This is a genomic window from Xanthomonas sp. 3793 (assembly GCF_024806835.1).
GTDB classification, from domain to species: domain Bacteria; phylum Pseudomonadota; class Gammaproteobacteria; order Xanthomonadales; family Xanthomonadaceae; genus Xanthomonas; species Xanthomonas arboricola_F.
In genome coordinates this window covers 1224148-1249696 of sequence record NZ_JANTYU010000001.1, presented here as the reverse complement: position 1 = coordinate 1249696, position 25549 = coordinate 1224148, and the positions used below count along the sequence as shown (strand labels likewise).

General features: G+C 65.6%; 13 protein-coding genes. 2 read left to right on the top strand and 11 right to left on the bottom strand.

Going from position 1 to position 25549, the window contains the following annotated elements; translation table 11 throughout:
- Positions 1–58 precede the first annotated feature (58 nt).
- The 8 genes from FHY18_RS05230 to FHY18_RS05195 all read right to left on the bottom strand — a co-directional run bounded on the left by FHY18_RS05230 (position 59) and on the right by FHY18_RS05195 (position 17520).
- Positions 59–1483 (bottom strand): 6-phospho-beta-glucosidase, encoded by a 1425-nt coding sequence (locus FHY18_RS05230; protein ID WP_259151998.1) that lies wholly within the window; start codon positions 1481–1483, stop codon positions 59–61.
- A complete protein-coding gene (locus tag FHY18_RS05225; RefSeq protein WP_259151996.1) occupies positions 1480–2421 on the bottom strand; it encodes a carbohydrate kinase family protein in 942 nt (313 codons plus the stop codon). Before FHY18_RS05225 ends, FHY18_RS05230 begins: the two co-directional genes overlap by 4 nt.
- Positions 2400–3767, bottom strand: coding sequence for an APC family permease (locus FHY18_RS05220; protein WP_259151993.1), 1368 nt, complete (start codon positions 3765–3767; stop codon positions 2400–2402). The genes FHY18_RS05225 and FHY18_RS05220 overlap by 22 nt, the downstream gene beginning before the upstream one ends.
- On the bottom strand, positions 3761–5674 hold the full coding sequence (locus FHY18_RS05215; protein ID WP_259151992.1) for a beta-galactosidase: 1914 nt from the start codon (positions 5672–5674) through the stop codon (positions 3761–3763). Before FHY18_RS05215 ends, FHY18_RS05220 begins: the two co-directional genes overlap by 7 nt.
- Before the next feature lie 81 nt (positions 5675–5755).
- Positions 5756–8665 (bottom strand): TonB-dependent receptor, encoded by a 2910-nt coding sequence (locus FHY18_RS05210; RefSeq protein ID WP_259152510.1) that lies wholly within the window; start codon positions 8663–8665, stop codon positions 5756–5758.
- A 720-nt stretch (positions 8666–9385) separates the two neighbouring features.
- On the bottom strand, positions 9386–12046 hold the full coding sequence (locus tag FHY18_RS05205; RefSeq protein ID WP_259151991.1) for a glycoside hydrolase family 3 C-terminal domain-containing protein: 2661 nt from the start codon (positions 12044–12046) through the stop codon (positions 9386–9388).
- A 335-nt stretch (positions 12047–12381) separates the two neighbouring features.
- Complete coding sequence (locus FHY18_RS05200) at positions 12382–15084, bottom strand: glycoside hydrolase family 2 protein (protein WP_259151990.1); 2703 nt, start codon at positions 15082–15084, stop codon at positions 12382–12384.
- A 21-nt stretch (positions 15085–15105) separates the two neighbouring features.
- Entirely contained in the window at positions 15106–17520 is a 2415-nt protein-coding gene (locus tag FHY18_RS05195; protein ID WP_259151989.1) for a family 20 glycosylhydrolase, read from the bottom strand.
- On the opposite strand from FHY18_RS05195, the gene FHY18_RS05190 reads away from it, so the two are divergent.
- Complete coding sequence (locus FHY18_RS05190) at positions 17519–17734, top strand: hypothetical protein (RefSeq protein ID WP_259151988.1); 216 nt, start codon at positions 17519–17521, stop codon at positions 17732–17734. The genes FHY18_RS05195 and FHY18_RS05190 overlap by 2 nt on opposite strands.
- A 262-nt stretch (positions 17735–17996) precedes the next feature.
- Here the strand turns inward: FHY18_RS05190 and FHY18_RS05185 are convergent, their stop codons facing one another.
- The 3 genes from FHY18_RS05185 to FHY18_RS05175 all read right to left on the bottom strand — a co-directional run bounded on the left by FHY18_RS05185 (position 17997) and on the right by FHY18_RS05175 (position 23637).
- Positions 17997–19064, bottom strand: coding sequence for a glycosyl hydrolase family 18 protein (locus FHY18_RS05185; RefSeq protein WP_259151987.1), 1068 nt, complete (start codon positions 19062–19064; stop codon positions 17997–17999).
- A 3-nt stretch (positions 19065–19067) separates the two neighbouring features.
- A complete protein-coding gene (locus FHY18_RS05180; protein ID WP_259151986.1) occupies positions 19068–20750 on the bottom strand; it encodes an alpha-L-fucosidase in 1683 nt (560 codons plus the stop codon).
- Between the two features lie 208 nt (positions 20751–20958).
- Positions 20959–23637 (bottom strand): TonB-dependent receptor, encoded by a 2679-nt coding sequence (locus FHY18_RS05175; RefSeq protein ID WP_259151985.1) that lies wholly within the window; start codon positions 23635–23637, stop codon positions 20959–20961.
- A gap of 718 nt (positions 23638–24355) precedes the next feature.
- On the opposite strand from FHY18_RS05175, the gene FHY18_RS05170 reads away from it, so the two are divergent.
- Positions 24356–25354, top strand: a complete 999-nt coding sequence (locus tag FHY18_RS05170; protein WP_259152508.1) for a glucokinase family protein — start codon at positions 24356–24358, stop codon at positions 25352–25354.
- The last annotated feature ends 195 nt before the right edge of the window (positions 25355–25549 follow it).

Genomic DNA, 25549 nt, shown 5'->3' with positions numbered 1-25549 from the left:
AAGCGGGCACTGCCGTTAGCGTGGTGCCGGCACGCCGACGGCCCGCGTGCCGGGTGCATCATCCAGCCGCATGCCCGCGCCAGTGCGCCGGCCCCGCGCAATGGCCGTCGTCGTGCTCGTGCCCGAACAAGGCGTCCAGCAGGCGCTGCGACGGGCTCCACTCGCCGATCGCCGGGTGGATCAGCATGGCCTTGCAGGCATCGCGATGGCTGCCGCTGAGCGCGGCCTCGATCGCGGCGTGTTCGTAGGCCTTGAACGCGCGCACCAGGCCATGCACCGCGTCCGGCAGAGGCGCGGCAGGAATCGGCACGACGCGGTCGCGATCAATGTCTGCGGCAATTTCCACCACATCGTCGTCGGCCAGCTCGGCCATCGCGCCGCGGTTGCGCACGTTGACCACATGCCGCCCCGGGCGCGCGCCGGTCAGCGCGCTCATCACGTCCACCGCGATGCGGTGATAGCCGGTGCTGGCGCGGAACGGGTCCGGCTGCGGCGCCATGTCGGGTGCGAAGGCCGAGCCGGCTTCGGCCTCCAGCTTCATGTACGAGCCGGAGCGCTGCGCCAGGTAGGCGGCATAGGTCTGCACCGCGCCGGCGGTGTCGCCGGCCTGCAGGCGGCTGCCCAGGTCGCCGATCAGGCTGCGGTTGAGCCGCTCGATCTCGCCACCGCGGCTGGCGCCGCTGGCGCGCTGGTTGTCCAGGGCGCGGCGCCGCTCGTAGAAGAAGTACAGGTACTCGGTGGGGATCAGCCGCAAGGCGCGCAGCATCTGGACATCGAACAGCGGCGCCAGATAGAGCTGACGCAGGATGGCGTCGTCGTCGAGGATGCGATCCATGATGTCCTGCCCGCGCAGGCGCACCGCACGGATCCAGCCCAGGTGGTTGAGGCCGACGTAATCGCATTCCACGTCGGATGCCGGCTCGCCGAGCGCGCGGGCGATGTTGTGGAACAGCTCCACCGGGGTGTCGCAGATGCCGACCACCCGCGCGCGGGTATGTGCGGTGATGGCCTGGGTGATCAGCCCGGCCGGATTGGTGAAGCTGACCAGCCACGCATCCGGACTCAGCCGCTCGATCATGCGCGCCTGCTCGATCGCCACCGGCACCGTGCGCAATGCCTTGGCCACGCCGCCGGGGCCGGTGGTCTCCTGGCCGGAGTAGCCGTGGCCGATGATGGTCTGCTCGTCGGAGGCGCGCTGGGCGATACCGCCGACGCGAATGCTGTTGAGTACAAAGTGGGCGCCTTCGACGGCCGCTTCCAGCGAGGGCGCCGCATGCACCTGCAGGCTGCCGCCGGCCTCGGCCACGATGGCGCGGCCCATCGCCACCATCAATGCCAGGCGCTCCTGGTCGGGGTCGTACAGCACGATCTCGCGTGCGCCCAGCGCTTCGGCCGCTTCGTTGACGCCGTACACCACCAACGGCGTGCGCACGCCGCCGCCGCCGATCAGGGTCAGCTTGCGATTGTCGACAGAACTGCTCATGGAACGTCCTCAGGGGGGGAGAAAAGGGGAGGCAGGGAAGCCAGGCCGTCCAGCGCACCCAGCGCGCTGCAGCACGCCGCACCGCATCGGCAGCCCTGCCGGGCGGCAGCGTCCAGCGACAGCCCGTGCAGGCGCGCGGCGATGAAGCCGGCATCGAAGGCATCGCCGGCGCCAGTGCTGTCGCGCAGTTGCACCTGGGGCGCGGGAATCGAACGGCCGCCGGCGGTATCGACGACCATCGCGCCGGCAGCACCGTGTTTGACCACGACCTCGCGCAGGCCCTGCGCCTGCGCCCAGGCCACGCAGGCGTCAACGCTGTCGCCGCAGCCCATCAGCGCGGCTTCCTTCTGGTTGGGCAGGAACCAGGTCACCGCGCGACAGGTGGCGCGGTTGTCCGGGTCGGCGAGCCACTGCGGGCTGAAGCCGACATCCAGCGAAGTGCTGCAGCCGGCGCGCGCCAGCTGCGGCAGCAAGCTGCGCGCGACCGTGGCCGGCAGCGGCAATGCGAAGTGCACATGCGTGGCCGCACACATTGCAGCGATGGCGTCGTCGCGCAGCAGCAACCCACCCAGGTCTGCATTGGCGCCGGCATAGGTAAAGAACGAACGGTCGTCCTGCAGCGAGACGCTGGTGGTCACGCCGGTGCCGACGGGCGAGTCGATCAGCCCGTCGGCCGAAACGCCGAAGTCGCCCAGGCGGTGCGCGAACAGCGCACGGTCCTGCGCACCGATCGCGCCGATCACGCGCACGTTGCAGCCCAGCTGCGCCAGCGCGCAGGCGGTGATGAGCGTGCCGCCGCCGAGTTCGCGCCGGTAGTGCTGCGCGAGCGCTTCTTCGCCAGGCGCCGGCCAGCGTGCGAAGCCGCTGAAGATGTGGTCCAGGTAGACCTCGCCGACTACCGCGATCTGCGCTGCGCTCATTGCAGCTGGAACGGCCATGCGCGCTCCCTCCGTGCCTGCAGCAGATACACCGCGCTACCCACGCACAGCGCCAGCACCGCGGCGAGCACGCGTCGCCCCGGGCTGGTCGCCAGCAGATAGATCCAGCCGAACACGCTGATCAGCAGCGGCCACGGATACAGCGGCATCGCAAACGCTCGCCTGCGCCGCTTGCGACGCAGCAGCACCACCGCCAGGCATTGCGCCAGAAACTGGAACAGGATCTGGATGATCATCAAGGTGGCGATCAGATCGTCCAGCGACAGCAGGCAGGCCAGCGTGGAAGTCGCGCCGACGAACAGCAGCGACACGGTGGGGAAACCGCCGCGCGGATGCAGCCGCGCGAACACGCCGAAGAACTGCCCGGCCGCAGCGGCGGCGTACGGCACCCGCGAGTAGCCCAGCAGCACCACCAGCGCCGAGCCCCACGCGGCCAGCGCAATCAGCGCCACGGCCACCGTGGCGCCGGCCGGGCCGTAGATGGCCTGCATGAAGTCGGCCATCACCGCCTTGGAGTGCGCGGCCTGCTGCCACGGCAGCACCCCGAGCAGGGTGATGTTGAGGCCCAGGTACAGCAGCGCCACGATCGGGATAGAGAGCAGCACCGCGCGCGGAATCGTGCGCCGCGGCTTGCGGATTTCGCCGCCGAGCATGCACACGTTGTTGTAGCCGCCGTAGTCGTAGACCGCGATCAGCGCCACCGCACCGAAGCCCAGCCAGAACCCATGCGGCGAGGCGGGGCGCGCGTGCAAGAATGCGTTGGCGATGCGGGCATCGAAATGCAGCACGCCACTGCCGATGATCCACATGCAGGCGCCCAGGACCACCGCGCTGACCAGCAACGACAGCAACTGCACCGAGCGCACCTTGCGGTACAGCAACAACGTGTTGAACGCGCACAGCGCCATCGCAATCGCCGTGAGCCGGCTCTGGCTCAGTCCCGGCATCAGGAAAGCCAGGTATTGCGCGCAGCCCACCGCTGCCGAGCCAACCGACAGTGGCGCGGTCAACAGTGTCTGCCACAGGTATAGAAAACCGAACAGCCGCCCCCAGCGTTCGCGCCCGTAGGCCTCGCGCAGGTAGTGATACGGCCCGCCGGAGCGCGGAATCGCCGCGCCCAGTTCGGCCCACACCAATCCATCGCACACGCACAGCAGCGCGCCGGCGACCCAGCCCAGCAACACCGCCGGCCCGGCCAGCGCCGACAACGCCAACGGGATGGTGATGAACGGGCCGATGCCGATCATGTTGAGCAGGTTCGCCGACAGCGCGCTCCAGACTCCGAGCGTGCGCGGTGGCGCAGCGACGAGCGTGGCCGGTGAAGGTGCGATGGGGGCGCTCAACATGCGCAGCGCTCCGCATGCGCGAGCGATACGTCGTTGCTGCGTTTGACCGAGGCGGTCAGCCCGTCGGCACAGTGGATGGCGGCGGGCTGCAGTTGATGCAGATCCAGCACCAGCACCGCGTTGCGGCCGGGCCGCAACCAGGCGCCCGGGCAATGCAGGCAGTGCTGCGGGCCGATTTCCCAGTAGCGCCCGAGCAGCCTGCCGTTGATCCACAGATAGCCCTTGCGCCACTGACGCATGTCCACGTAGATGTCGCCGACCGTGTCCAGGGTGATTTCGGTGGCGAAGAACAGGCCAGGCCGGGTGGGGAGACCTTGCAACGGCCGTAGCGTGGGCGGCGCATCGCCGTCCAGCGCCATGCCCTGCACCTGCCAGTCGCGCAGTTCCCTGCCATCGAGGTGCACCGGACCAAGCAGGCCTTTTGCATCGCCCAGCGCCGGGCCGAAGTTGATATGGCCGAAGCTGTCCACCAGCACCTCCAGCACGCGCTCGGTGGAGGTGACGTCCGGCAAGGTCAGCTGCGGATCGCTGCTGAGGCGTGCGTGCTGCATGCGCGAGACATGGCCGATCTCGCGACCGTCGAGTTGCACGCTCGCGTAGTCGTGCACTCGCCCCAGTTGCAGATGCGTACCGGCCGCGATGCGGCGCCGGTATACCACCAGACCCAGGTTCTGCCGGAGCAGGGTCTGGTTGTCGGTCGGGCGTGCGACCTGCAGCGGCCCGGTGCTCAGGTTGTCCCACAGCGCGGCGATCGGCCGCGCCATGACCGGCGCAAAACACGCCCGCGGTGGCGGCGCCGGCAGCGCCGGCAGCGCGCTGCCGGTGTGCGTCGCGATGATGTTTCGCAGCGTCAGGTACGCAGGCGTGGCGCGCCCGCCTTCGTCGATCGGGGCGCTGTAGTCGTAGCTGGTCAGCGCGGGCTGGAACTGCGAACCATCGTCTTCGGCATTGGCACCGGCGCTCAATCCGAAATTGCTGCCGCCGTGCACCACATAGAGATTGAACGAGCCACCGGCGGCCATCAGTTGCTGCAGCATCGGCGCGTAGTCGCGCTGCGCGAAGGCCTCTTCGCCCCAATGCGTCAACCAGCCGGGATAGCCTTCGGCCACCCACACCGGCGCATTGCCTGCGATCTGTTTTGCTTCCTGCAGTTCAGCGAGATCGGCGCCATCCAGTCCCAGCGCGGCACCGGGAAGATAGGCCTTGCGTCGGCGCAGATCCTTCATGCCTTCGGCCAACGAGAACGGGCCATCGATGCCGTGCGTGCGCCACAGTGCAGCCAATGCCTGCAGGTAGCCCGCATCGGCGCCGTGCATGTTGTATTCGTTTTCGATCTGCAGCATCAGCACCGGGCCGCCGGCACTGGCCATCAGCGGTGCGATCCGCGGCGCCACCGCATCGATGTAGCGCTGCACCGCAGCCATGTAGCGCGCGTCGGTCCGGTCGCGCAGGCGCATGCCCGGCTCGCGCAGCAGGTACGGCGGCAGCCCGCCCAGCGTCCATTCCGCGCACACATAGGGACCGGGGCGCAGGTACACCCACATGCCTTCCTGCTGGCACAGCCGGATGAAGGCGACGAAGTCGCGCTCGCCGGTATCCAGGTCGAACTGCCCCGGTTCGCGTTCCAGCGCATTCCACATCAGATACAACGCAATGGTATTCAGGCCCATCGCCTTGGCCATGCGGATGCGGTGCAGCCAATCGGCGCGCGCGATGCGCAGCGGATGCATTTCGCCGCTACGCAGCTGCCAGGGCTGCCCATCCAGGGTGAAGTGCCCCTGCGCGAATCCGAATGCATGCGCCTGCCCATCCGGTTGCGGTGCGTGCAGCGACGGCTGCGGCTGCGGCGATGCCGCCAGCCCGAACGGGGCGAGCAGGCCGAACGTGCACAAGGTCCTGCGCTTCATGGTGTCTCCAACCAGGGGAAGGAACCAGCCGCGTTGCAACGCGCCGCGCGCTAGTGGTGCGCGGCGCTGCATGCCGGTGCGTTAGAACGCGTACTTGACCGTCAGCAAGGCGGTGCTGCCGGCATCGACGATGTCGGAGATCGCCAGGTTGTTGCGGCCCACATGCGCCCAGTAGCTGTATTCCTTGGTCAGGTTGGAGATCGACAGGTCCATGCTCACGCCATTGTCGAAGCGGTAGCCGGTGTGCAGATCCACGCGGCGGGTCGGGCGTGCCCACAGGTCGTTCCAGGGCGCGCCTTCGTGCAGGAAGTCGTAGCCCAGCAGGTAAGAACTGCTGAAGTGGTAGCTCAGGTTCAACGAGAACCCGTTGTGCTCGTAGAACAACTCCAGGTTGGCCATCGCCGACGGCGCCGATTGCATGTGTTCGTTGTCGAAGCCAGCAAGGCCCAGGTCGGCGCGCGCATGCTGGCGGGTGGCGTTGGCACTGATGCCCAGGCCGTCGAAGGGCGCGGGCAGGTCCTGGAACTTCTGCCGCGCGCTGAGTTCCACACCGTAGATCTTGCCGTCGCCGCCATTGGTGGGCATGTGGTACAGCACCGTGCCGCTGCCGGTGGTGCTGCCGTTGGCCTGGGCCGAGCCGGCATCGTAGATGTAGTTGCGCAACTGCTTGTAGAAGCCCGCCAGCGAGAAGAAGCCGCCGCGCTCGGTGGACCACTCGCCGGACAGATCCAGGTTGGTGGATTCGATCGGCTTCAGGTCGGGGTTGCCTTGGGTGATCGTGGTGACGCCGTTGGAGATGCCGATCTGGCTGCCGCCGCCCAACTGCACGAATGCCGGGCGGGTGTAGCTGGTCCACAGCGAGGCGCGGTAGGCAGTGCGCAGGTCCGGCCGCCAGGTCAGGAACACGCTGGGCAGCGGCTCGTTGTAGGTGGTGCTGTTATGGGCGAAGTTGCCGACCACCTGGTTGCCGTCCGCATCCACCGGGGTCACCCAGAACGTGTTGTCGATGGCGGTATGCTCCAGGCGCACGCCCGGCACGATATCCAGGTTGCCGATGGTGAAGGTGGCGCTGGCATAGGCCGCGCTCACCGCCTCGGTGCCGCGCATGGTGTTGCAGTTGAAGTTGTTGACGTAGAACGCGCTGCCGCAGGTATCCAGATCGTCGTCGGTGAGGTGTTGCGCAATCACGCCGGCCACTGCCGCTTCGCTCACGCGCGGCGTGTTCCAGTCATATTTGCCGGGAAAGATCGATGCGTAGGTGCCGGTGAAGATGCCCAGATCGCCGAGCGTGGTGGTGCCATCCACGCCGCCGGTATACCAGTCGCGATTGCTGAAGCTGCGACGGCTCCTGCTGTACTTCACCCCGAACTGCAGCGAGCGCAGCGCGCCATCGGCAAAGTCGTAGCGGGTATCGAAACGCGCGCCGCCTTTCTTCTGGCCGGAATAGATCTTGGTCAGCTCGCCATAGCTGCTGGCATACAACGCCGGGATGTTGTTGACCTGCGCCTGCAGTGCAGGTGTGAGTTGCGGATACGGGAATGCACCGCCGCCGTAGCGCACCAAGGTGTTGCCGGAATAGGCGTAGTTGTCCTGGCTGAACTTGTCCTCTCGCCCGTCGATTTCGACATGGTCGGGGCGGTCGTTGTCGCCGAAGCTGTAGAACACGTTGGGCATGAAGGTCCAGCCACCCACAATCTTTTTTGCACCGATCTGAAAGGTGGCCAGGTCGGCGACCTCCGGATTGGTTTCGTACCAGAACCGCGCCGCGATGCGGCCGATATTCGGTGTGAAAGCGCCGGCTGTGCCGGTCGGCACATAGCTCACATCCTGCGGCAACAGCTGCACGAAGGTGGTGCCTTGATCGGTCTTGGCATAGGCGTAGGTCATGCGCGCATACAGCGACAGGCTGTCGTCCACATGCCAGTCGAACGAGGCATTGCCGCCGTAGCGACGCTCCCAGCCGGCAGCGATGCCGACGTTCATGCCGGTGCTGGTGAGGTTGTGTTGCGGATCCAAACCTGCCGTGTTTCCGCCTTCGGCATCGGTATTCAGATATTCCCACGACCCATCGTTGAGCGCGCTGGTGGCCGCGGCCACCTCGCTGTTGGTGGTGGTGCGGTAGTCGTAGTAGGCGCTGGCATATACGCCAAACTGTTGCGCCTCACCGAACTTGTGCTGGAATTCGCCGCCGAATCCACCGCCCAGGCCATCGCCGCCGTAATCACGCGCACGGCTTTCCACCCGTCCGCTGCCGGTGACGCTACCGCTGGTGATGTCCTTGAAGTCGTAGGCGGTGGGTGTGCGGAAATCCAGCGTGCCGCCGATCGCATCGCCGTCCATGTCGGCGGTGGAGGTCTTGTTGGCGACGATGGTCTGCAGGCCGGTGGGCGGCAACAGGCTCAGTTGCACGCTGCGGCTATACGGCATGCCTTGTGCCACGGTGACGCCGTCGATCATGTTGACGTTGTATTCGGACGGCAGCCCACGCACCGAGGCGAACATGCCTTCGCCGCGCGCTGCACCATCGATGCCGCCGAAGTAGCCCGAGCCGGTGCTGGTGATGTTGATGCCGGCGATCAGGCCCAACGCTTCGGCCACGTTGTGCACGGCGGTGCGCTGCAGGTCGTTGGCCGACAGCACATCGACGGTGTTGGCCGCATTGATCTTGAGATCGCTGGCATCGTAGCGGTTGCGCACCACGCTGACCGCCTTGAGTTGCTTGACCTCGTCCAGTGCGACGTCCACCGCGGCAGTGCCGCTGCCATCAACCTGGATGCGGGTGTCTGCCGCGCCGAAGCCCGGGTAGTCCAGCGCCAGTGCGTACTGCCCGGCCGGCACGTCGCGGATGACGAAGTGCCCGCGCGCATCGGCCACCGCGCTGTATGCGGTGCCTGCGATGCGCACCTTTGCGTTGGCGGCCGGCTTGCCGCTGCCGCGCTCCTTGAGGGTTCCCTCTACCGTGCCGGCCACGGCGCAGGCCGCCGAGGTCATGCCGGTCACGGCCAGGATCGCCACGATCAATCGCTTGCGGGTCAAACGCTCATGCTTGTGCACATGCCACCTCGCCAGATGCTGGGCAACGTTGCCGATGGCAACGCCTTCCGATGCCTTGCTCTAGGGCAGACGCTCTGCACGGCGGTGTGCGCGCACGGCAACGCACGGCACGCAACGGAAGCGTGTGCGAAAGACCGAACGGGGTTGGCGCCGGAGCGTCTGCCAGCTGTTACAGCGGTGCAGGCGTCAGTGGCGTGGCGGCGAGTAGCCAGCGATGCACTTCGAGCGCGAGCGCATGGCGCTCAGTTTGTAGTGCTTGGTCATGACGGCTGCACCAGCGTGACAGCAGCGCAGCAGGCGTGCGTGCGATGCACTGCACGATCGGCCACACCCAGGCGCTGGTCGATACGACGATGCTGCATTCAACCATCTCCTGGTGCAGGTACTGCGTGGAAACGTTGTTGCCGTCAAGGTGGGTCGGTCGTCTCGCCGATGGCGCGTGGTGCCGACCTCGGTCAGTGATAGACCCCGTTTGAATGTCTGTCAAGCACGTGTGAAGTATGTGCGGACATCATCGTGGTGCTTGCAGATAGATCACCAATTGGCCATTGCGCAGACGCAATCCAGGCGTTCTGCGATGCGCTGCAACACGTGCATTGAGCAACAGGCGCCGGCCACGACAGCCGACGCCTGTTGTGCAGCAGGTGTGCGAACGCTTTACTTCGGCAACGGCGAACGTCCCGAAATCGAAAACGCTGCCGCTGCACCAAGCGCGCCGGTTCCCGGCTGACCACCGCCGACAAACAGCGTGTAGTCGCCCGCTTCCACCGCACGCTGTCCGGTACGGTCCACATCGCTCAGGGCGCGCGCATCCAGTGTGAAGTTTAGCGTGCGTTGTTCGCCCGGTTTCAGATGCACGCGCTGGAAGCCGACCAGGCTGCGCAAGGGGGATTGCGGCCGGTCCTGGTACTGCAGATACACCTGCGCCACTTCATCGCCGGCGCGGCTGCCGGTGTTGCGTACCGTGGTGGTCACCTGCAGCGTGCTGCCGGCTTGCAGCGTGGTGGTGGACAGGCGCGGTGCGTCGTAGGCGAAGCTGGTGTAGCTCAGCCCATAGCCGAACGGGAACAGCGGTTCGCCCTTGAAGTAGCGATAGGTACGGCCCTTCATGTCGTAGCTGACATACGGGGGCAGGTCCTTGGTGGAGCGGTAGAACGTGACCGGCAGACGCCCGCCGGGGTTGTCCTCGCCCGCCAGTGCGCGCGCGATCGCGGTGCCGCCGGACTGGCCCGGATACCACGCCGCCACGATGGCGTCGGCGTTGGCCTTGGCCCAGTTCAACGCCACCGCGCTGCCGCTCATCAACACCACCACCAGTGGCTTGCCGGAGGCCTTGGCGCGCTCCAGCAGGGCTTGTTGCGGGGCGGGCAGGGCGATGTCGTTGCGGTCGCCGCCATCGAAGCCGGGCACGTCGATGCGCAGTTCCTCGCCTTCCACATCCGGCGACAGGCCGACGAAGGCCACCACCGCATCGGACTGCGCCACTGCCTGTTCGGCTTCGGCCAGTTGTGCGGCGGCCGGTGCCAGCCATTCCAGGCGCAGGCCCTGGTCCTGGCCGCGATGTTCCATTTCCAGGCGGATCTTGCGCGGGCGGGTGTCGTCGAAATGCAGCACGGTTTCCACACTTCGGCCATCGGCGTTGTGCATGCCGGCCGGCACGTGCTTGTCTTCGGCATTGCCGGCAACCACCAGCTTGTCGTCGATATACAGCCGCACCGGGTCATGCCCGGTGCAGTCGAAGCAGCGCGCCACGCGCACCGCCAACGTGTAATCGCCCGCGCCTGGCGGCAGCAGTTCGCCGCTCCAGCGCACTGCGTAGCGATCGGCCGGTACGCCCTTGGCCGGGCTGACCTGATCCCAGTTGAAGCTGACGGTGCGGTCCTGGCGTACCACCGCCGGGCTGCCGGTCATGTCGACATTGTCGAAATATTCGCCACGCAATCCCGGCTTGCCGTCGCTGCGCAGGGCGGTTTCCGGAATCATGCCCGGCACGCCGGCGGCCAGCGGCGCGCCTTGCGCGTAGCGCACCTGCTGCGCACCGAAGTGCTGGCGCAGGCCGAGCAGCGGGGTGATCGGTGCGGAGGAGGTGCCCTGATAGTTGGCTTCCAGTGCGGCCAGCGCATCGGCATTGGGGCCGATCACCGCCAGCTTGATGCCGGCTTTCAACGGCAGGGTATCGGCGTTGTTCTTCAGCAGCACGATCGATTCGGCAGCGGCCTGCAACGCGAGTGCGCGGTTGGCGTTGTTGTCGATGTCCTTGGCGCCCAGGCGCGCATACGGGTCCTTGCGCGGTGCCGCGAGTTCGCCCAACCGATAGCGCGCGGCAAACAGGCGTACCAGCGATTGGTCGAGCAAGGCTTCGTCCACTTCGCCGCGTTCGATCGCTGTGCCGAGGTCGCGATAGGCATGCCCGCAATTGAGATCGTGACCGGCCTTGAGTGCGGCGGCCGATGAGCCGGCATTGTCCGGGCGGAAGTAGTGGAACTGGGTCATGTCGTCCACCGCATCGCAGTCGGACACCACAAAGCCCTTGAAGCCCCAGTCGCCACGTACGCGGCCATTGAGCAACCAGTCGGCCGCGCAGGCCGGTGTGCCATGCAGCGAGTTATACGCGCACATCACCGACCAGGCCTGTCCCTCGACCAGCGCGGCGCGGAAGGCCGGCGTATAGGTCGCTTCCACATCGCGTGGCGACACATCCACATCGAAACCGTGCCGGCCCGGTTCCGGGCCGCTGTGCACGGCGATGTGCTTGGGCGTGGCGATAGTGCGCGGGTGATCGAGATCGTCGCCCTGCAGGCCGCGAATGAAGCCCACTGCCAATTGCCCGGTGAGGAAGGGATCCTCGCCGTAGGTTTCCATGCCACGGCCCCAGCGCGGATCGCGGAAGATGTTGATGTTGGGCGACCAGATGGTCAGGCCCGCGTAGCGTTTGTGGTCCTTGCCGGGGGCGCCGGCAAGATTGAACTTGGCGCGCGCCTCGGTGGAGACCACCGTGCCCACCTGCTGCATCAGAGTCGTATTCCAGCTGGCGGCCAGGCCGATCGCCTGCGGAAACACCGTGGCGTAGCCATTGCGCGCGATGCCGTGCAGGCCTTCGCTCCACCATTCGTAGGCGGGGATGCCCAGGCGCGGAATCGCCGGCGCATCGTTCATCGCCTGGGCGACCTTTTCCTCGCGGCTCATCTGCGCCACCAACGCGGCGGCGCGCTGTTCGGGCGTGCCGCTGCGGTCGGCAGGCGCAGCGAGGGCGATACAGGGCAGGCCAAGGCTCAGGCTCAGTGCCAGGGCAAGACGCGTTACAAACACGGATGACATCGATTCACTCCTGCGCAGCGGAAAGATCCGCCAGGCGTTGTTCTGGTGTTGCCGCAGCGGCTGCGGCTGCGGCTGCGGCGAGCTTGGGTTCCGGCGCGGCGGTGTCATGCACGCCATTGGTGCAATGGTTGTTGCTGGTACTGCGGCGGCCCCTCATCCGCCCCTGCGGGGCACCTTCTCCCGCCAGCGGGAGAAGGACACCCAACGCGGGCGTGGTCATGCGTGTGAGGGGACGGCCATGCATGTGGGAAAGGGCACGCATGAGCGGATACCGAGTCCTTCTCCCGCCAGGCGGGAGAAGGTGCCCGCAGGGCGGATGAGGGCCGTCCCGGAGCTCATTTCGTCGCCGCTGCCTCCGGCGGCTCCGGCGGAGCGCCGGCCAGCGTCGATGCCAAATCGCGCACCTGCAACGCAGACTGCACCTGCGCCATCGGCAGCTTGCTGGAGACGTGCAGCGTCAACGGTTCGCCCGGCAGCAGGTCGAAGGCGTTATCGGCCACCTTCACCTCCAGGTCGCCGAACGACAGCCACACCTCGCGCGCCAGCGTGTTGCTGGTCAGGGTCAGCGCATAGCCATCGCCATCGGCGCGCCATTGGCCGTCGATCTTGGCGGTTGGCAGTGCGAGCTGCTTGGCCGGTGCGAAGAACACCACTTCACGCGACAGCAGCGTGTCGCCCTCCAGCAACTCGAACACCGCATAGCTGCGCTTCGGGTCGGCCTTGCCCAGCAATTGCGCATCGCTGAAGTTGCCCACCTGCAGGCTGCTCAGCGGCTTGACCGTGGTCTTCTGCTCGCGCTTGCTCAGCACCTTGCCGTCCATGCTCATCACCCGCATGCGCCAGCGTGCATTCAAGGCGGTGGTGCGATCGGAGATCAGCGAGACCTGGGTCTGGCCCTTGTCGTTGCGCAATGCGGCGATCAGTTCCGGCGCATAGAAGCGGCGCGCATGGTACTGCAGTGCTTTCCAGCGGCCGTAGTAATCCACGCTGGACCACGACGCGCCCGGCCAGACATCGTTGAGCTGCCAGTACAACGAACCCATCGACTGCGGACGCGAGGCGCGCAGGTGCGAGGCGGCCAGGTTGATGCCTTCGGCCTGCATCAGCTGGCTCAGGTAGACGAAGCTTTCGAAATCCTTGGGCTCGCCGAATTCGCGGCGGATGTACAGCATCAGCCGCTTGTTGCCGTTGCCCTTGTCGAACTTCTGGTGCGCGCGCATCACCGGCGATTCCGGGTCCATGTCGGCTGCATCGGCAAACACGCGCACGGTGCGCATGTCCGGGAACGACTGCAGGCCGTACTCGGACATGAAGCGCGGGGTGACGTTGAGGTATTCGGTCACCGGCAGCGCGGGGCCGCCCCACACTTTCCAATAGTGCATATCGCCATCGTTGGTCTGGTCGGCACCGCCGTCGAAGTCGGTACCCGGCGAGGTGGCCCAGTACGGCACGTCGCTATCGTAGGTGGCCACCACTTCGCGGAACACGGTGCCGAACAGGGTGGTCATGCCGCGTTCGACGCGGGTGCGTTCTTCCGGGTCCAGCGATTGCTTGAACTTGACCCGGTCGCCCCAGTTTTCCCAGCCGGTCTGCACCTCGTTATTGCCGCACCACAACACGATGCTGGGGTGATCACGCAGGCGCTTGACCTGTTCGATCGCCTCCTGCCGCGTGTTCTCGCGGAACTCCACGTCATACGGAGGCACCGCGCCGCCGAACATGAAATCCTGCCAGATCATGATGCCCAGCTCGTCGGCCACCTCGTAGAAGTGGTCGTCCTGGTAATGCCCGCCGCCCCACATGCGCAGCATGTTCATGTTAGCGTCGCGCGCATCCTGCAGGGTGCTGCGCATGCGCTCCTGGCTGACTCGCGAGGGGAACGCATCCAGCGGAATCAGGTTGGCGCCCTTGGCGAAGATCGGGATGCCGTTGATCACGATCTCCATGCTCTTGCCCCAGGTGTCCTTTTCGCGGCGCAGCTCCACCGAACGCAGGCCGGTGACGCGCTTGATCTGCTGGCTGTCGCCATCGGCGTCGCGCACGCTGGCCACGAAGGTGTAGCGGTCCTGCGCGCCGTAGCCGGCCGGGAACCAGCGCTTGGGCTTGGCGATGCGTACCGCCAGGTCGATGCGGTTCTTGCCCGGGTCGACCACCGCGTCCTGGGTGAACTGGCCGACTTTTTGCCCATCCGGGCCCAGCACATCCAGCGTCACCTGCACCGGCCCGCTGCGGCCGGCCTGCAGTTCCAGCTGCGCCTGCAATTGCGCAGCATCCGCGTCGACGCGTTGCTGGGCGACATGCAGGCCGTCCACGCGCAGCGCATCCCAGGCTTCCACGCGCACATCTTTCCAGATGCCGGCATTGACCATGCGCGGGCCCCAGTCCCAGCCGTAGCTATACGGCGCCTTGCGCACGTAGGTGGAGCTGTGGCGCCCGTCCGGCTCATCGCCGAATGCCGAATCGTAGGCGCCCGGCAGCGCATACGGCTGCTTGGCCAGCCACGGCTGGATCTTCTTGATCGGCGAAAGGAACTTGATTTCCAGCACGTTGTCGCCTCGCTTGAGCAGCGGCTTGGCGTCCACGCGCCACTGCCGGAACATGTTGCCGGCACTCAGCAGCGGCTTGCCGTTGAGGGTGACCTCGGCCAGTGTGTCCAGGCCGTCGAACACCAGCTCCACGTGCTCGCGCTTGAGCGTGGCCGCATCCACGTTGAAGCGGGTCTGGTACTGCCAATCGCTCAAGCCGGCCCACTGGATCTTGCCCTCGTTGTCGCGCAGGAACGGGTCGGGCACCACCTTGGCGGCGATCAGGTCGGTCTGCACCACGCCCGGCACCTGCGCCGGCATCCAGCTGGCGGCCTTGGGATAGGTCTTGGCCTGTTCCTGCCCCGGCACCAGACGCACCTGCCAGCCGCTGTCCAGGTTCACTGCCGTAGGCGGTGCCGCCCAGGCCTGCGAAAGTGCAAAGGTCAGGGCAAGCCCGAGACGGGCGGGTGTGAGCAGTGACAGTGCGGGGGCAGTGCGATGCGGCAGGGGCATGGGTGAGTCTCCTTGGATGGGTCAGCGCGTGGCGGCGGGGGGCGCCTGCGCGGTGGTTTCAATCAGTTGGACGGCGCCGATGGCATACAACGGGCCGCGAATCGGCGCGGTGAAGCGCAGGCAGAGATCATGGATGCCGGTGCGTGCAGGCAGCGGGGTTTCCAGGGTGAACTGTTCGCCCAGGGTGTCGCTCCTGGGGAGTTGCACGCTGGCGATCAGTTCGCCGTCGCAGCCCTGGCGTACTTCCAGCTCGCCGCCGCGGGTCTTGGCCGGGTACTGCACCACCTTGGATTGCTCGTGCGCCAGACCGAAGTTGTTGGGCAGGCGCGCGGCCTCGATCCGGATCGCGCCGACGCCATCCAGTCGTGCCTGCGGATACAGCCGGCAGGCATGGAACAGATCGACGTTGTAGACAGGCGTCGCGGCGCCGGTCATTTCCGGCAGCAATGGCAAGCGCAGGCCAAGCGCGCCCTGTGCCACGCAATCGCGCAGGCCTTGCGTGTCCACGCGCAACAGCGAGGCGCGGTCGAAGGTGCGGCTGCGCGCTGCGGCCAGCGGCATGCCATCGGCGGTGAACGCGGTGGCCTTGACCGTAGTCGGCAGGCTGATCGTCAACGGCGCCTCATAGCGCGGCGATGCCGGGGTGGGGTCGCTGCCGTCGACGGTGTAATGCAGTGCGCCTGCGCCAGTCTGCGTGCTCAACGTCACCTTGGCCGGGCCGCCGGCGAGCACCGGGTTGGGGCCGTTTTCCAGGGCGATCTCGGCGGCGAAGGCGCCGTCGCTGTAATCGATGCTCAGTGCCTTGTAGCGCTGCAGCTGTGCCGGCATGCGTGTCAGAAAACTGTCCCAGTTGCGTGCCGCCTGCGGTGACCAGGTCATTTCCGCCACTGCCGACAGGCGCGGGAACAGCGCGTGATCCACATGCCAGCGCGAGGGGATGTATTCGGACCACAACGCACCTTGTGCGCCCAGTACGTGCCTGGCCTGTTCGGCGCCGAGCTCGGCAGGCACCGGGTTGAACGCGTAGACCTTCGACAACGGCAACACGGTCAGGCGACCGTTGGGTTCGTCGCTTCGGGTGGTCTGCAGATTGTCCAGATACAGCCAGTCGCCCGGCGCAAGCACCACATCGTGGCCTTGCTTTGCTGCAGTCACTGCACCTTCGACACCACGCCACGACATCACCGACGCAGTGGGCGGCACGCCGCCTTCCAGAATCTCGTCCCAACCGATCATGCGCCGGCCGTGCGCGGTCAGATAATGCGCCAGTTGTTCGTTGAACCAGCCTTGCATCGCATGCGCGTCCTTGACGCCCAGCTTGCGCATCTGCGCACGCACCGCGGGCGAGGCTTCCCATTGATCCTTGACTGCCTCATCGCCACCGATGTGGATATACGGCGACGGAAACAATGTCAGCACTTCATCCAGCACGTTGGTGATGAAGCTCAGGCTGCGCTCGCTGGTGTTGAACAGGTACGGGTTGACGCCCCAGTCCACGCCCACCTGGGTGCGCACGCCAGGCACGCCCACCTCTTCGGGGTAGGCGGCAACGGCTGCCTGCGCATGGCCGGGCATGTCCAGCTCGGGCAACACGGTAATGTGCAGGCGCGCCGCATACGCGACGATTTCGCTGATCTGCTCCTGCGTATAAAAACCACCGGAGCGCTCCGGCGTGCCGTGTCTGCCGGCACCCGGCGGTGTGCGCCAGGCACCGACCTCGGTAAGTTTGGGGTAACGCTTGATTTCGATGCGCCAGCCCTGGTCGTCGGTCAGATGCCAGTGCAGCACATTGAGCTTGTGCACGGCCATCGCGTCCAGCACATGCTTGACGGTGTCCACGTCGTGGAAATGGCGGGCCACGTCCAGATGCTGACCACGCCAGCCAAAGCGCGGCCAGTCGCGGATGCTCACACCGGGCACGGTCACGGCACCCTTGCGCGCATCGGGGGTCATCAACTGCCAAGCGCTGATTGCGCCATAGAACAGCCCGGCACCATCGCGCGCAGCGATGCGGATGCCTTTGGCAGTGACGTCCAGGCTGTAGCCTTCCTTCTGCGGCACCGCTGCCTGCGCGTTACGTTCCAGGCGGATGCTGGCCGGAGAAGGGGTGGCCTCGGCACGCACTTCCAACGTCAGCCCGCGGGTGCGCTTGAGCAGGCCGGCCAGATACTCGGCACTGCGCCGCGCATCGGCGTCGCCGGCTTCTATCGAAATCACGGTGCCGGTGTCGATGGTGAAACGACCGGCCGCAGGCGTCGCCTCGACCGGTGCTGGAATCAGGGGGAATGGTGCATCGGCCGATGGTGCGGCCGCTGTGGCGCCTGCACGTGCCACAGCCGGTGCAGTACCGGCTTCGCGTTTACCGCAGCCGGCCAGCATCAGCGCGACCAGCGACAACGCAAGCAGGCGCGACGGCAGCGCGCCTGCTGACAGCATGCCCAACGACGGCATGCGCAATGACAGCTTGTTCGATGCAGACGTGCTTGATAAGGGCGTACTTGATAAGGGTGTGCCCGATGGCGACGTGTCCAGCCACAGCACTCTCGACAATGGTGTGTGTGGAGTCCGGCTGGTGTTGACCATCATGCAATCACATCCCGATATGGCGGAGAGCGGGGCGCTGCGACAAGACACCGACGCAGCGGGGTAGGGCAGCCGCATCGTGCAGCGCCGCAAGCCAGCGATGCCTGGCCGCTGCGACGATGCGACTCACACATGTGGCGACAATGGCTGCAGCCCCGTTGCAGTGTACGAGTGGCGACCGATGATTTCGAGCGCATGCGCATCGCTTGCCGGATCGGGTGCACATGGCGATCTGCTCATGCGTCGCGCAACGCACAGTAGCAAAGCCGCCACGCTTTACGCAGGGACTGGCGCACGCTTCAACGCGCTGCGCCAGTCGGGTGTGTGGGTCAGCGCTGCGCGACCGGCAATTCGTCCCACACCTTCGGATCTTCCGCACCCAGCACCCAGCAGCTGAACCCTTCCAGGCCGTATTGCTTGGCCATGTCGTAGCGTGCCTTGAAGCTGCGCGCGTCCGGGCGGAACACCCACTCGCGCATGTCGTCGCGGTAGAAGTAGAACCACGATTCCTGCTCCACCGGATCCCACTGCACGGTGGCGTTCTGTTCGATCGCCAGCGGGAAGGATTCGTCGGCATCGATGTAGGTTGCGGAGATGTTCGACGCTTCGGTGCCGTCTTCCTTGACCGGGTTGCCGGTGTACCAGCGGTAGCCGTAGGTGGCGATGCCGAGCGAGAGTTTTTCCTTCGGTACCTGGGTGATCGCGTAATCCAGGTGCTTCTTCATCCACACCATGCCATCCACCGGGCCGGGCGTGGTCCAGCGGGTGTGCTGGTCGTAGGTCATGATGCTGATCAGATCCGCGGCCTGGCCCAGCGCCTTGAGGTCGTACGCACCGCGCCAGTATTCCCACATCCACTTGGAGAACTGGCCGCCTTCGGCGTGACCCGGGGCGTTGGGCACCACCGCCACCGACATCTTGAAGCCGGCCTTGTGCAAGGCGTCGGCGGTCTGCTTGACCATCAAGGTGTAGGCATCGCGATCGGTCCAGGCGATGTTCTCGAAATCGAACTGGAAGCCATAGTACTTGTGCTGCTTTCCGTGGATCAGCAGCGATTCGATCATGCGCTTCTTGGCCGCTTCGTCGTGCATCAGCTTGTGGAAGCCGTCGCGACCGGTGGTCATCGACAGGATCGGCATCACCCGCAGGTTCTTCTGCTTGGCGATGTCGTACAGGTACATATTGGGCGTGCCGTTGACCAGGCCGTTCTGGTCGACGCCGTACCAGGTGGGCACCACCACATCGATCTTGTCGACGTTGGCAATGAACGAGTTGGTCGATTTCTGCGTGTTCATCAGATAGAACAACGCCGTGGGGTTCTTGGCCAGGGCCGGGGCGCAGGTCAGTGCCAGCGCAAGCAACATCCAGGTCAATCGCTTACTCATGAAAGACAACATCCGTCAGGGAGTGGAGGAAGAAAGGTCGATGCGGAACACATACGCGCTCTCGCCAACCGGCTTTACGGGAAGGCGCAGATGCAGGCCATCGGCGCGTTGTTCGAACGGGATCTTCTTGCCGTTTGCCAGCAGGGTCACGCCGCGCACGCCATCGGCGGGTGTGAGCGAGCGGATCACCGCCTCGCCATCGGTCGGCCAGCCGAGCTCGATCGCATACAGCGCGCCATCGCGGGTGGTGAAGCGAAAATCTTCGGCCGTATACGGCTTGGTCTTGACGTCCTGGAAGGTGCCGCCCACCACTTCGGTCGGGCCTTCGCCATACACGCGCCAGGGCTTGCTGTCGTAGATCGCGCCGCCGTTCGTCTTGAGCCACTTGCCGATCGCCAGCAGGATGCCGCGCTCGGTATCCGGGATCGAGCCATCGGCCCGCGGGCCGATGTTGAGCATCAGGTTGCCGTTCTTGGCCACCACGTCGGCCAGCATGTGGATGATGAAGGTCGGCGACTTGTAGGTGTCGTTTTCGATGTAACCCCACGAGGCATTGCTGACCGAGGTATCGGTCTGCCAATGCGTGGGATGGATGCCGGTGAGCTGGCCGCGTTCGATATCCAGCGTGCCGGCCCCTTCCGGAAACGCACCGAGCTTGTAGTTCACCACCACGCCGCGATCGGCTTCGGTGCGCGCCGCGCCCTGGTTGTAGTAGTACGCCAGCATCGTCGGCAGGCTGCGACGGAACGTGGGGTGGGCGATCCACCAGTCGAAATAGATCAGGTCCGGTTGATAGGTGTCGATCAACTCGGTGGTGCGTGCCAGCCAGTCGTCCAGCCAGGCCTGCGACACCGGCGTCCAGTCGTTGGCTACGTCGGCATCGTCCTTGCCCGGCAGGCGCACCTGCGCCGGGCCGTACAGCGCCGCATAGCGCGGGTCGTTGACGTCGGAATCGAATTTACGCCCGCCGTCGAAGAACCAGTTGTGTTCGGCGCGGTGCGACGACAGCCCGAAGTGCAGTCCCTGCGCACGGATCGACTTGGACAATTCGCCCAACAGATCGCGCCTGGGTCCCATCTTCATCGCGGTCCAGTCGGACAGCTTGGAGTCGTACAGCGCAAAGCCGTCGTGGTGTTCGGCCACCGGCACCACGTAGCGCGCGCCGGATTCACGGAACAGCTTGGCCCATCCATTGGGGTCGAACTTGGGCGCGGTGAACTTGGGAATCAGGTCCTTGTAGCCGGAGCTCGCCTGCGGGCCATAAGTGGCCACGTGATGGGCGAACTCCTTGGAGCCTTGCAGATACATGTTGCGCGAATACCACTCGCTGCCGAACGCCGGCACCGAGAACACGCCCCAATGGATGAAGATGCCGAACTTGGCGTTGTCGTACCACGCCGGCGATTGATACGCCTTCAGCGCGGCCCAGTCGGGGCGAAACGGGCCCTTGCGTGCGCCGGCTTCGGCTTCGCGCACCAGGCGATCGCGTTCGGGCGCGTACTTGGCGGTGGCATCGAGCCACTGCTGGTCGATGACCTCGGGACTGAGCGTGGTAGCGGTGGGCGCGGTGGGCGATTGCGCGCTGAGCGTGGCGGCAGGCAACGCGAGCAGCAGACCGAGCGCGAGCATTCGCGTTCTGGGTACAGCTCCGGCGTGGCGGCGGGATGGAGCCGCAAACACGCGGCTATCGGTCGTCATGGGAACTGCACTCCTGTTGAGCAAGACGCGCCGGCGATGCTGCAACCGTGCGTGGATGGCAAAAGCGGGCCTGGCCATGCTCCCTCAACCGCGAAGGGGCGTGGCCAGTACCACTCCTTGGTACAACATCGAGCGGTGCGCTGCATGCAACGCACAACTCAAAAAAAAGCGCGCCACCGTGGAGGGTCGGTGGCGCGCCGGTGCTACATCAGAACTTGAAGTTCAGCTGGGCCTGATAGCCGCGGCCGTTCTTGTAGAACGCCGTTGGAGTATCGCGCGTGTTGCTGAAGAGACGGTAGGTCGAATCCAGCAGGTTGGTGGCGCCGAAGGTGATGCCCATGTAGTCGGTGATCTGATACGAGGCGTTCAGATCCAGCTGCTTGTAGCTGTCTGCAAAGTCCTGCGATGCCAGCCGGCCGATCTGGGTGAAGTACTTGGAGCGGTAGCTGTAGTTCACGCGAACCGTCCAGTCGCCATGCTCCCAGTACGGGATCACGTTGTAGGTATCGCGCGACAGGTACGGCAGGTTCAAGCCTGAGCTGGAGTCGGACTCGGCGAACGTGTAGTTGGCTTGCAACCCGAAGCCCAGGCCGAAGCTCTGCTGGTAGTTGACCGACACGCCCTTGACCTTGGCGTCGGAGACGTTGATCGGCGAGGTCACCGTGTAGATGCCGGAGGTGCCGCTGATCGGATCGGTCAGCTGCTGCTGACTGGTGGTGTTGACGATGTAGGAGCTGATATCGCGATAGAACACTTCACCGGACAGCATGCTGGACGGTGCGAAGTACCATTCGGCAGCCAGGTCGTAGTTGGTGGATTCGTACGGCTTCAGATCCGGGTTACCGCCGCCGGCGGTCAGGTTGCCGTTGGCACTGTTGATGCTGAAGGTGCCGGCCAGATCGCCATAACGCGGACGTGCGATGACCTTGGCCGCCGAGAAGCGCAGTACCGCGTCGTCGGTGATGTCGTATGCGAGGTTGAAGCTCGGCAGCGCCTTGCGGTAGTCGTTGTTTTCAGCCACGCGCGAGTAGTTGGTGCCGCCATCGGCGGTCTGCCAGTAGAGCGACTTGTCGGTAGTGTCGACCAGACGCACGCCGACGTTGCCGCGCCACTTGCCGGTCTCGTAGTTCAGCTGTGTGTAGACGTTCTGGGTGATCTCCTTCACCTCGAACGAGGAGCCGTAGTCCGGACGGTACGGACCCTGCGGCTGCGACAACAGGTAGCTGCGCACCGCGTTCAGGCTTGCGGTCGGCCAGGTGGTCAGGTCGCCGCTGGCGCCCAGGCCGTCGTACAGACCGCTCGGCGTGGTGCCCGGATTGAACTGGGTCAGCGAGATCGGATCGGTGGTGTTGATGCGGTTACCGCGCGCATCTACCCCGTTGTTGTGATTGATGTACTTGTAGCCGAACTGCAGCTTTGTGAAAGGACCCCATTCCAGGTCGCGCGCGGCATCCCACTGGAAGTACTTCTCTTCGTCGGTGCTCTTCTGATAGAAGATGCCGCCGGCCTGCATGGCGCTGGCATCCTGTGAACCGGCCGGCAGGCCTGCCGGTGAACCCGGCAGGGTCCAGTTGGATGCACCGCCGTTGTCGTAGTTCACCGCGGTATTGCGGCCGTCGAAGGCGTAGTTGTAGCCGCCGTCAGCCATCAGGAACTTCATCAAGTATTCGGGGTTCTTGCCGCCGGTGGCTTTGGTGTCGCCAACCTGGGTGGTGAACACCCACTTCTCACCCGACCAGTCGTGACGCAGGTTCAGGCTCTTGGTGGTGACGGTGCTCTCGCGGTAGTTGGCATCCAACTGCGCATACGGCTGCCCGGCAGCGCCATCGCCAAAGGTTGCCGAGGTGACCACGCCGTTCTGCACATTGGCGCTGGTGACCTTCTGCAGGTCGTTGTTGCAGGCCGGGCAGACGTAGCGCGATTCGCTGAAGTTGTTGTACTTGCCCTTGATGTACAGGCCGGTCAGGTTGAACTCGTTCTGCTCGTTCGGCTTCCACTGCAACGCACCCTGCACGCCGCTACGCTCGCGGGTTTGCTGGAAGAACGCGCTGTTGATGCCTGCCGGCACACGGGCGGTGGCCACATCGCTGCCGTCGCCGGTGATGGTGGCTGACGGCGGAATGCCCCGGCCGTTACTGTCCCGGCCGGTGACGTAGCCGAAGTATTCGATACCGGCGCGCGCCAGGTCCTGCTTGTCATGCGTGGCGGAGATCAACGCACCGAAGGTCTCGTCGTCGTTCTTCCAGCTCCATAGCGCCGAGCCGCGCGGATTGCCTTCTTCCGAGCGGTCGTTGTAGTTGTAGCCGACCGAGCCGCGGATGGTGTTCTTGGGCAGGTCCAGCGGCTTGCGGGTGTGCACGATCACGGTGCCGCCGATCGAGCCTTCGTCGATGCGCGCTTCCGGGGTCTTGTAGACCTCCATCAGGCCGATGATTTCCGGCGACAGCAGGGTGTAGTTGAAGGTACGGCCGCTGGTGTCGGTCGGATTGCCGCCCCAGTCGCCCGAGGCGATGGTCTGGCCGTTGAGCAGCACGCGGTTCAAGGCCGGGTCGGTGCCGTTGATGCTGACCTTTTCGCCTTCGCCGAACTGGCGGTCGACGCTGATGCCCGGCAGGTGCGACAGCGATTCGGCCGCATTGATGTCCGGGAACTTGCCGATGTCTTCGGCGCTGATCGCATCGACGATGGAGTTGGCCGAGCGCTTGACCGCCTGGCTCTTCTCCAGCGAAGCGCGGTAGCCGGTGACGGTGATCGTGTCCAACTCGGTGGTGGCAGATGGCGTGGTGCCAGCCGCGGCCTGTTGTTCTTGTCCGGCAGCCATTGCAGAGCCGGAGCAGTACAGAGCGGCGGTGATACAGAGTGCTAACGTCGTGGTGCGGCTGTGCATGGCTAAACCTCGTTGGTTAGTGCTGTGAGCGCGCCGCCGTCAAAGGCGTCACGCGCTCGGCGTGGCCGGCAAAACAACACGCCCTGACCGATCGCGGTGATCGCACTCCTTGGCTCCGCAATGGCAGCAGGTGGCGTCGATTCGCGTGGTAGAGGAGGTGTCCCCCGTGTGGTGAAGCGGTGAAGCGAATGCGACATCGGCGAGTCGAGCGTCGGATGACGCGCCACTCGCGAATCTGGGGTGACAGGCGAGGGAAGCGCCGTTCTTCAACTACCGAACAGTTCCCGGCCCCTCCTGCCAGAACCTCGATTTGGATCGAGTCTCGCGTAGCGTTGACAGCGTTGTCAACACATCGTCACAGATCTCTGATGTGGCTGCGATTGCGCTGCAACGCAGCATTTTCTGCGACGTAATCCCGGAAGTGGCTGAGCGCTTGCGCACACATGCAGCCATGCCTCGCGTGCGCAATTGGCACTTTCAATGGCTAAATGGCGTTCCAATCGCGGAGACTCGGTTTTTGTGCGGAAATCTCCGTGATGCGTGCGGATTTTTCGTGGATGATGGGTGGTGCGGAAGATCGCGCCGACCGTGGTCGCCACAGTTGCGTTACAAGGCGATTACTGACAACGTTGTCTACCCACTGCCGTTCGTCGGACAGCGGGACATGACGCCAGCCCGCTGCCACTTATCAGGAGAATGCGTGAGCGCAAGCAGCCCAATGGACGCGGTGGCCTTTCCGCGCCCCGACACCTTCGTTGCCGCAGACGTGGGAGGGACGCATGTGCGCCTTGCGCTGGTCTGCGCAAGCACCGATGCGCGCAAGCCGGTCACGGTGCTGGACTATCGCAAGTACCGCTGCGCCGATTACCCGGGCCTGGCCGAGATCATGTCCGCGTTCTTTGCAGAGCTGGGATGCGCGCCGGTGCGGCGCGGTGTGATCGCCAGTGCCGGTTATGCGCTGGAAGACGGTAGCGTGATCACCGCGAACCTGCCGTGGGTATTGGCGCCGGAACAGATTCGCCGCCAGCTCGGCATGCAGGCGTTGCATTTGGTCAACGATTTCGAAGCGGTCGCCTACGCAGCCAATTACATGACCGGCAATCAGGTCATGCAGCTGTCCGGTCCCGCCCAGGGCGCACCTGGCCCGGCGCTGGTCCTCGGTCCCGGAACCGGGCTGGGCGCGGCGGTGTGGATTCCCAATGGCGCCACCCCGATGGTGTTGCCGACCGAGGCCGGCCATGCCGCGCTCGCCGCTGCCAGCGATCTGGAAGTGGCCTTGCTGCAGGAGCTGCGCCGCACGCGCACGCACGTGGGCACCGAAACCTTGCTGTCCGGTCCGGGCCTGCTGAATCTTTACACTGCCTTGGCGGCGCTGCGTGGCGAGAAGGCGTTGCATCAGGGCCCGGCCGATGTCACCGCCGCCGCATTGGCCGGCAACGACGCGCTCGCGCGCGATGCGCTGCAGGCGTTCTGCGGGTTCATGGGCAGCGTGGTCGGGGACATGATGCTGCTTTATGGCATCCGCAGCGGCGTCTATCTGGCCGGCGGATTCCTGCCGCAGATCGCCGGGTTCATCGCCGCCAGCGACTTCGCTGCCCGCCTGCTCGACAAGGGCACGCTGCGGCCCGCATTGGAACAGGTGCCGGTCAGCATCGTCGAACACGGCCAGCTAGGCGTGATCGGCGCGGCCAGCTGGTTTCTGCAACACGGCCGCTGACGCGCGGCGCTACACCGTAGGAGCGCACCTGGGCGCGACGGGTCTTCCCGGGAAGGCCTCTCGCGCCCGGGTGCGCTCCTACGCGTGGGCCCGGAATTTCACGACACTGCGGTCATTCCAGTGTCGCCGTATCGGGCCGACCGGCATCGCATCACCGCATCCCGTAGGAGCGCACCTGGGCGCGACTGGGTCTTC

Excerpts from the sequence above, each read along its gene's own strand:
- FHY18_RS05230 (WP_259151998.1), bottom strand. The coding sequence starts at position 1,483 with ATGAGCAGTTCTGTCGACAATCGCAAGCTGACCCTGATCGGCGGCGGC.
- FHY18_RS05225 (WP_259151996.1), bottom strand. The coding sequence starts at position 2,421 with ATGGCCGTTCCAGCTGCAATGAGCGCAGCGCAGATCGCGGTAGTCGGC.
- FHY18_RS05220 (WP_259151993.1), bottom strand. The coding sequence starts at position 3,767 with ATGTTGAGCGCCCCCATCGCACCTTCACCGGCCACGCTCGTCGCTGCG.
- FHY18_RS05215 (WP_259151992.1), bottom strand. The coding sequence starts at position 5,674 with ATGAAGCGCAGGACCTTGTGCACGTTCGGCCTGCTCGCCCCGTTCGGG.
- FHY18_RS05210 (WP_259152510.1), bottom strand. The coding sequence starts at position 8,665 with ATGACCTCGGCGGCCTGCGCCGTGGCCGGCACGGTAGAGGGAACCCTC.
- FHY18_RS05205 (WP_259151991.1), bottom strand. The coding sequence starts at position 12,046 with ATGTCATCCGTGTTTGTAACGCGTCTTGCCCTGGCACTGAGCCTGAGC.
- FHY18_RS05200 (WP_259151990.1), bottom strand. The coding sequence starts at position 15,084 with ATGCCCCTGCCGCATCGCACTGCCCCCGCACTGTCACTGCTCACACCC.
- FHY18_RS05190 (WP_259151988.1), top strand. The coding sequence starts at position 17,519 with ATGCCCAACGACGGCATGCGCAATGACAGCTTGTTCGATGCAGACGTG.
- FHY18_RS05195 (WP_259151989.1), bottom strand. The coding sequence starts at position 17,520 with ATGCTGTCAGCAGGCGCGCTGCCGTCGCGCCTGCTTGCGTTGTCGCTG.
- FHY18_RS05185 (WP_259151987.1), bottom strand. The coding sequence starts at position 19,064 with ATGTTGTCTTTCATGAGTAAGCGATTGACCTGGATGTTGCTTGCGCTG.
- FHY18_RS05180 (WP_259151986.1), bottom strand. The coding sequence starts at position 20,750 with ATGACGACCGATAGCCGCGTGTTTGCGGCTCCATCCCGCCGCCACGCC.
- FHY18_RS05175 (WP_259151985.1), bottom strand. The coding sequence starts at position 23,637 with ATGCACAGCCGCACCACGACGTTAGCACTCTGTATCACCGCCGCTCTG.
- FHY18_RS05170 (WP_259152508.1), top strand. The coding sequence starts at position 24,356 with ATGGACGCGGTGGCCTTTCCGCGCCCCGACACCTTCGTTGCCGCAGAC.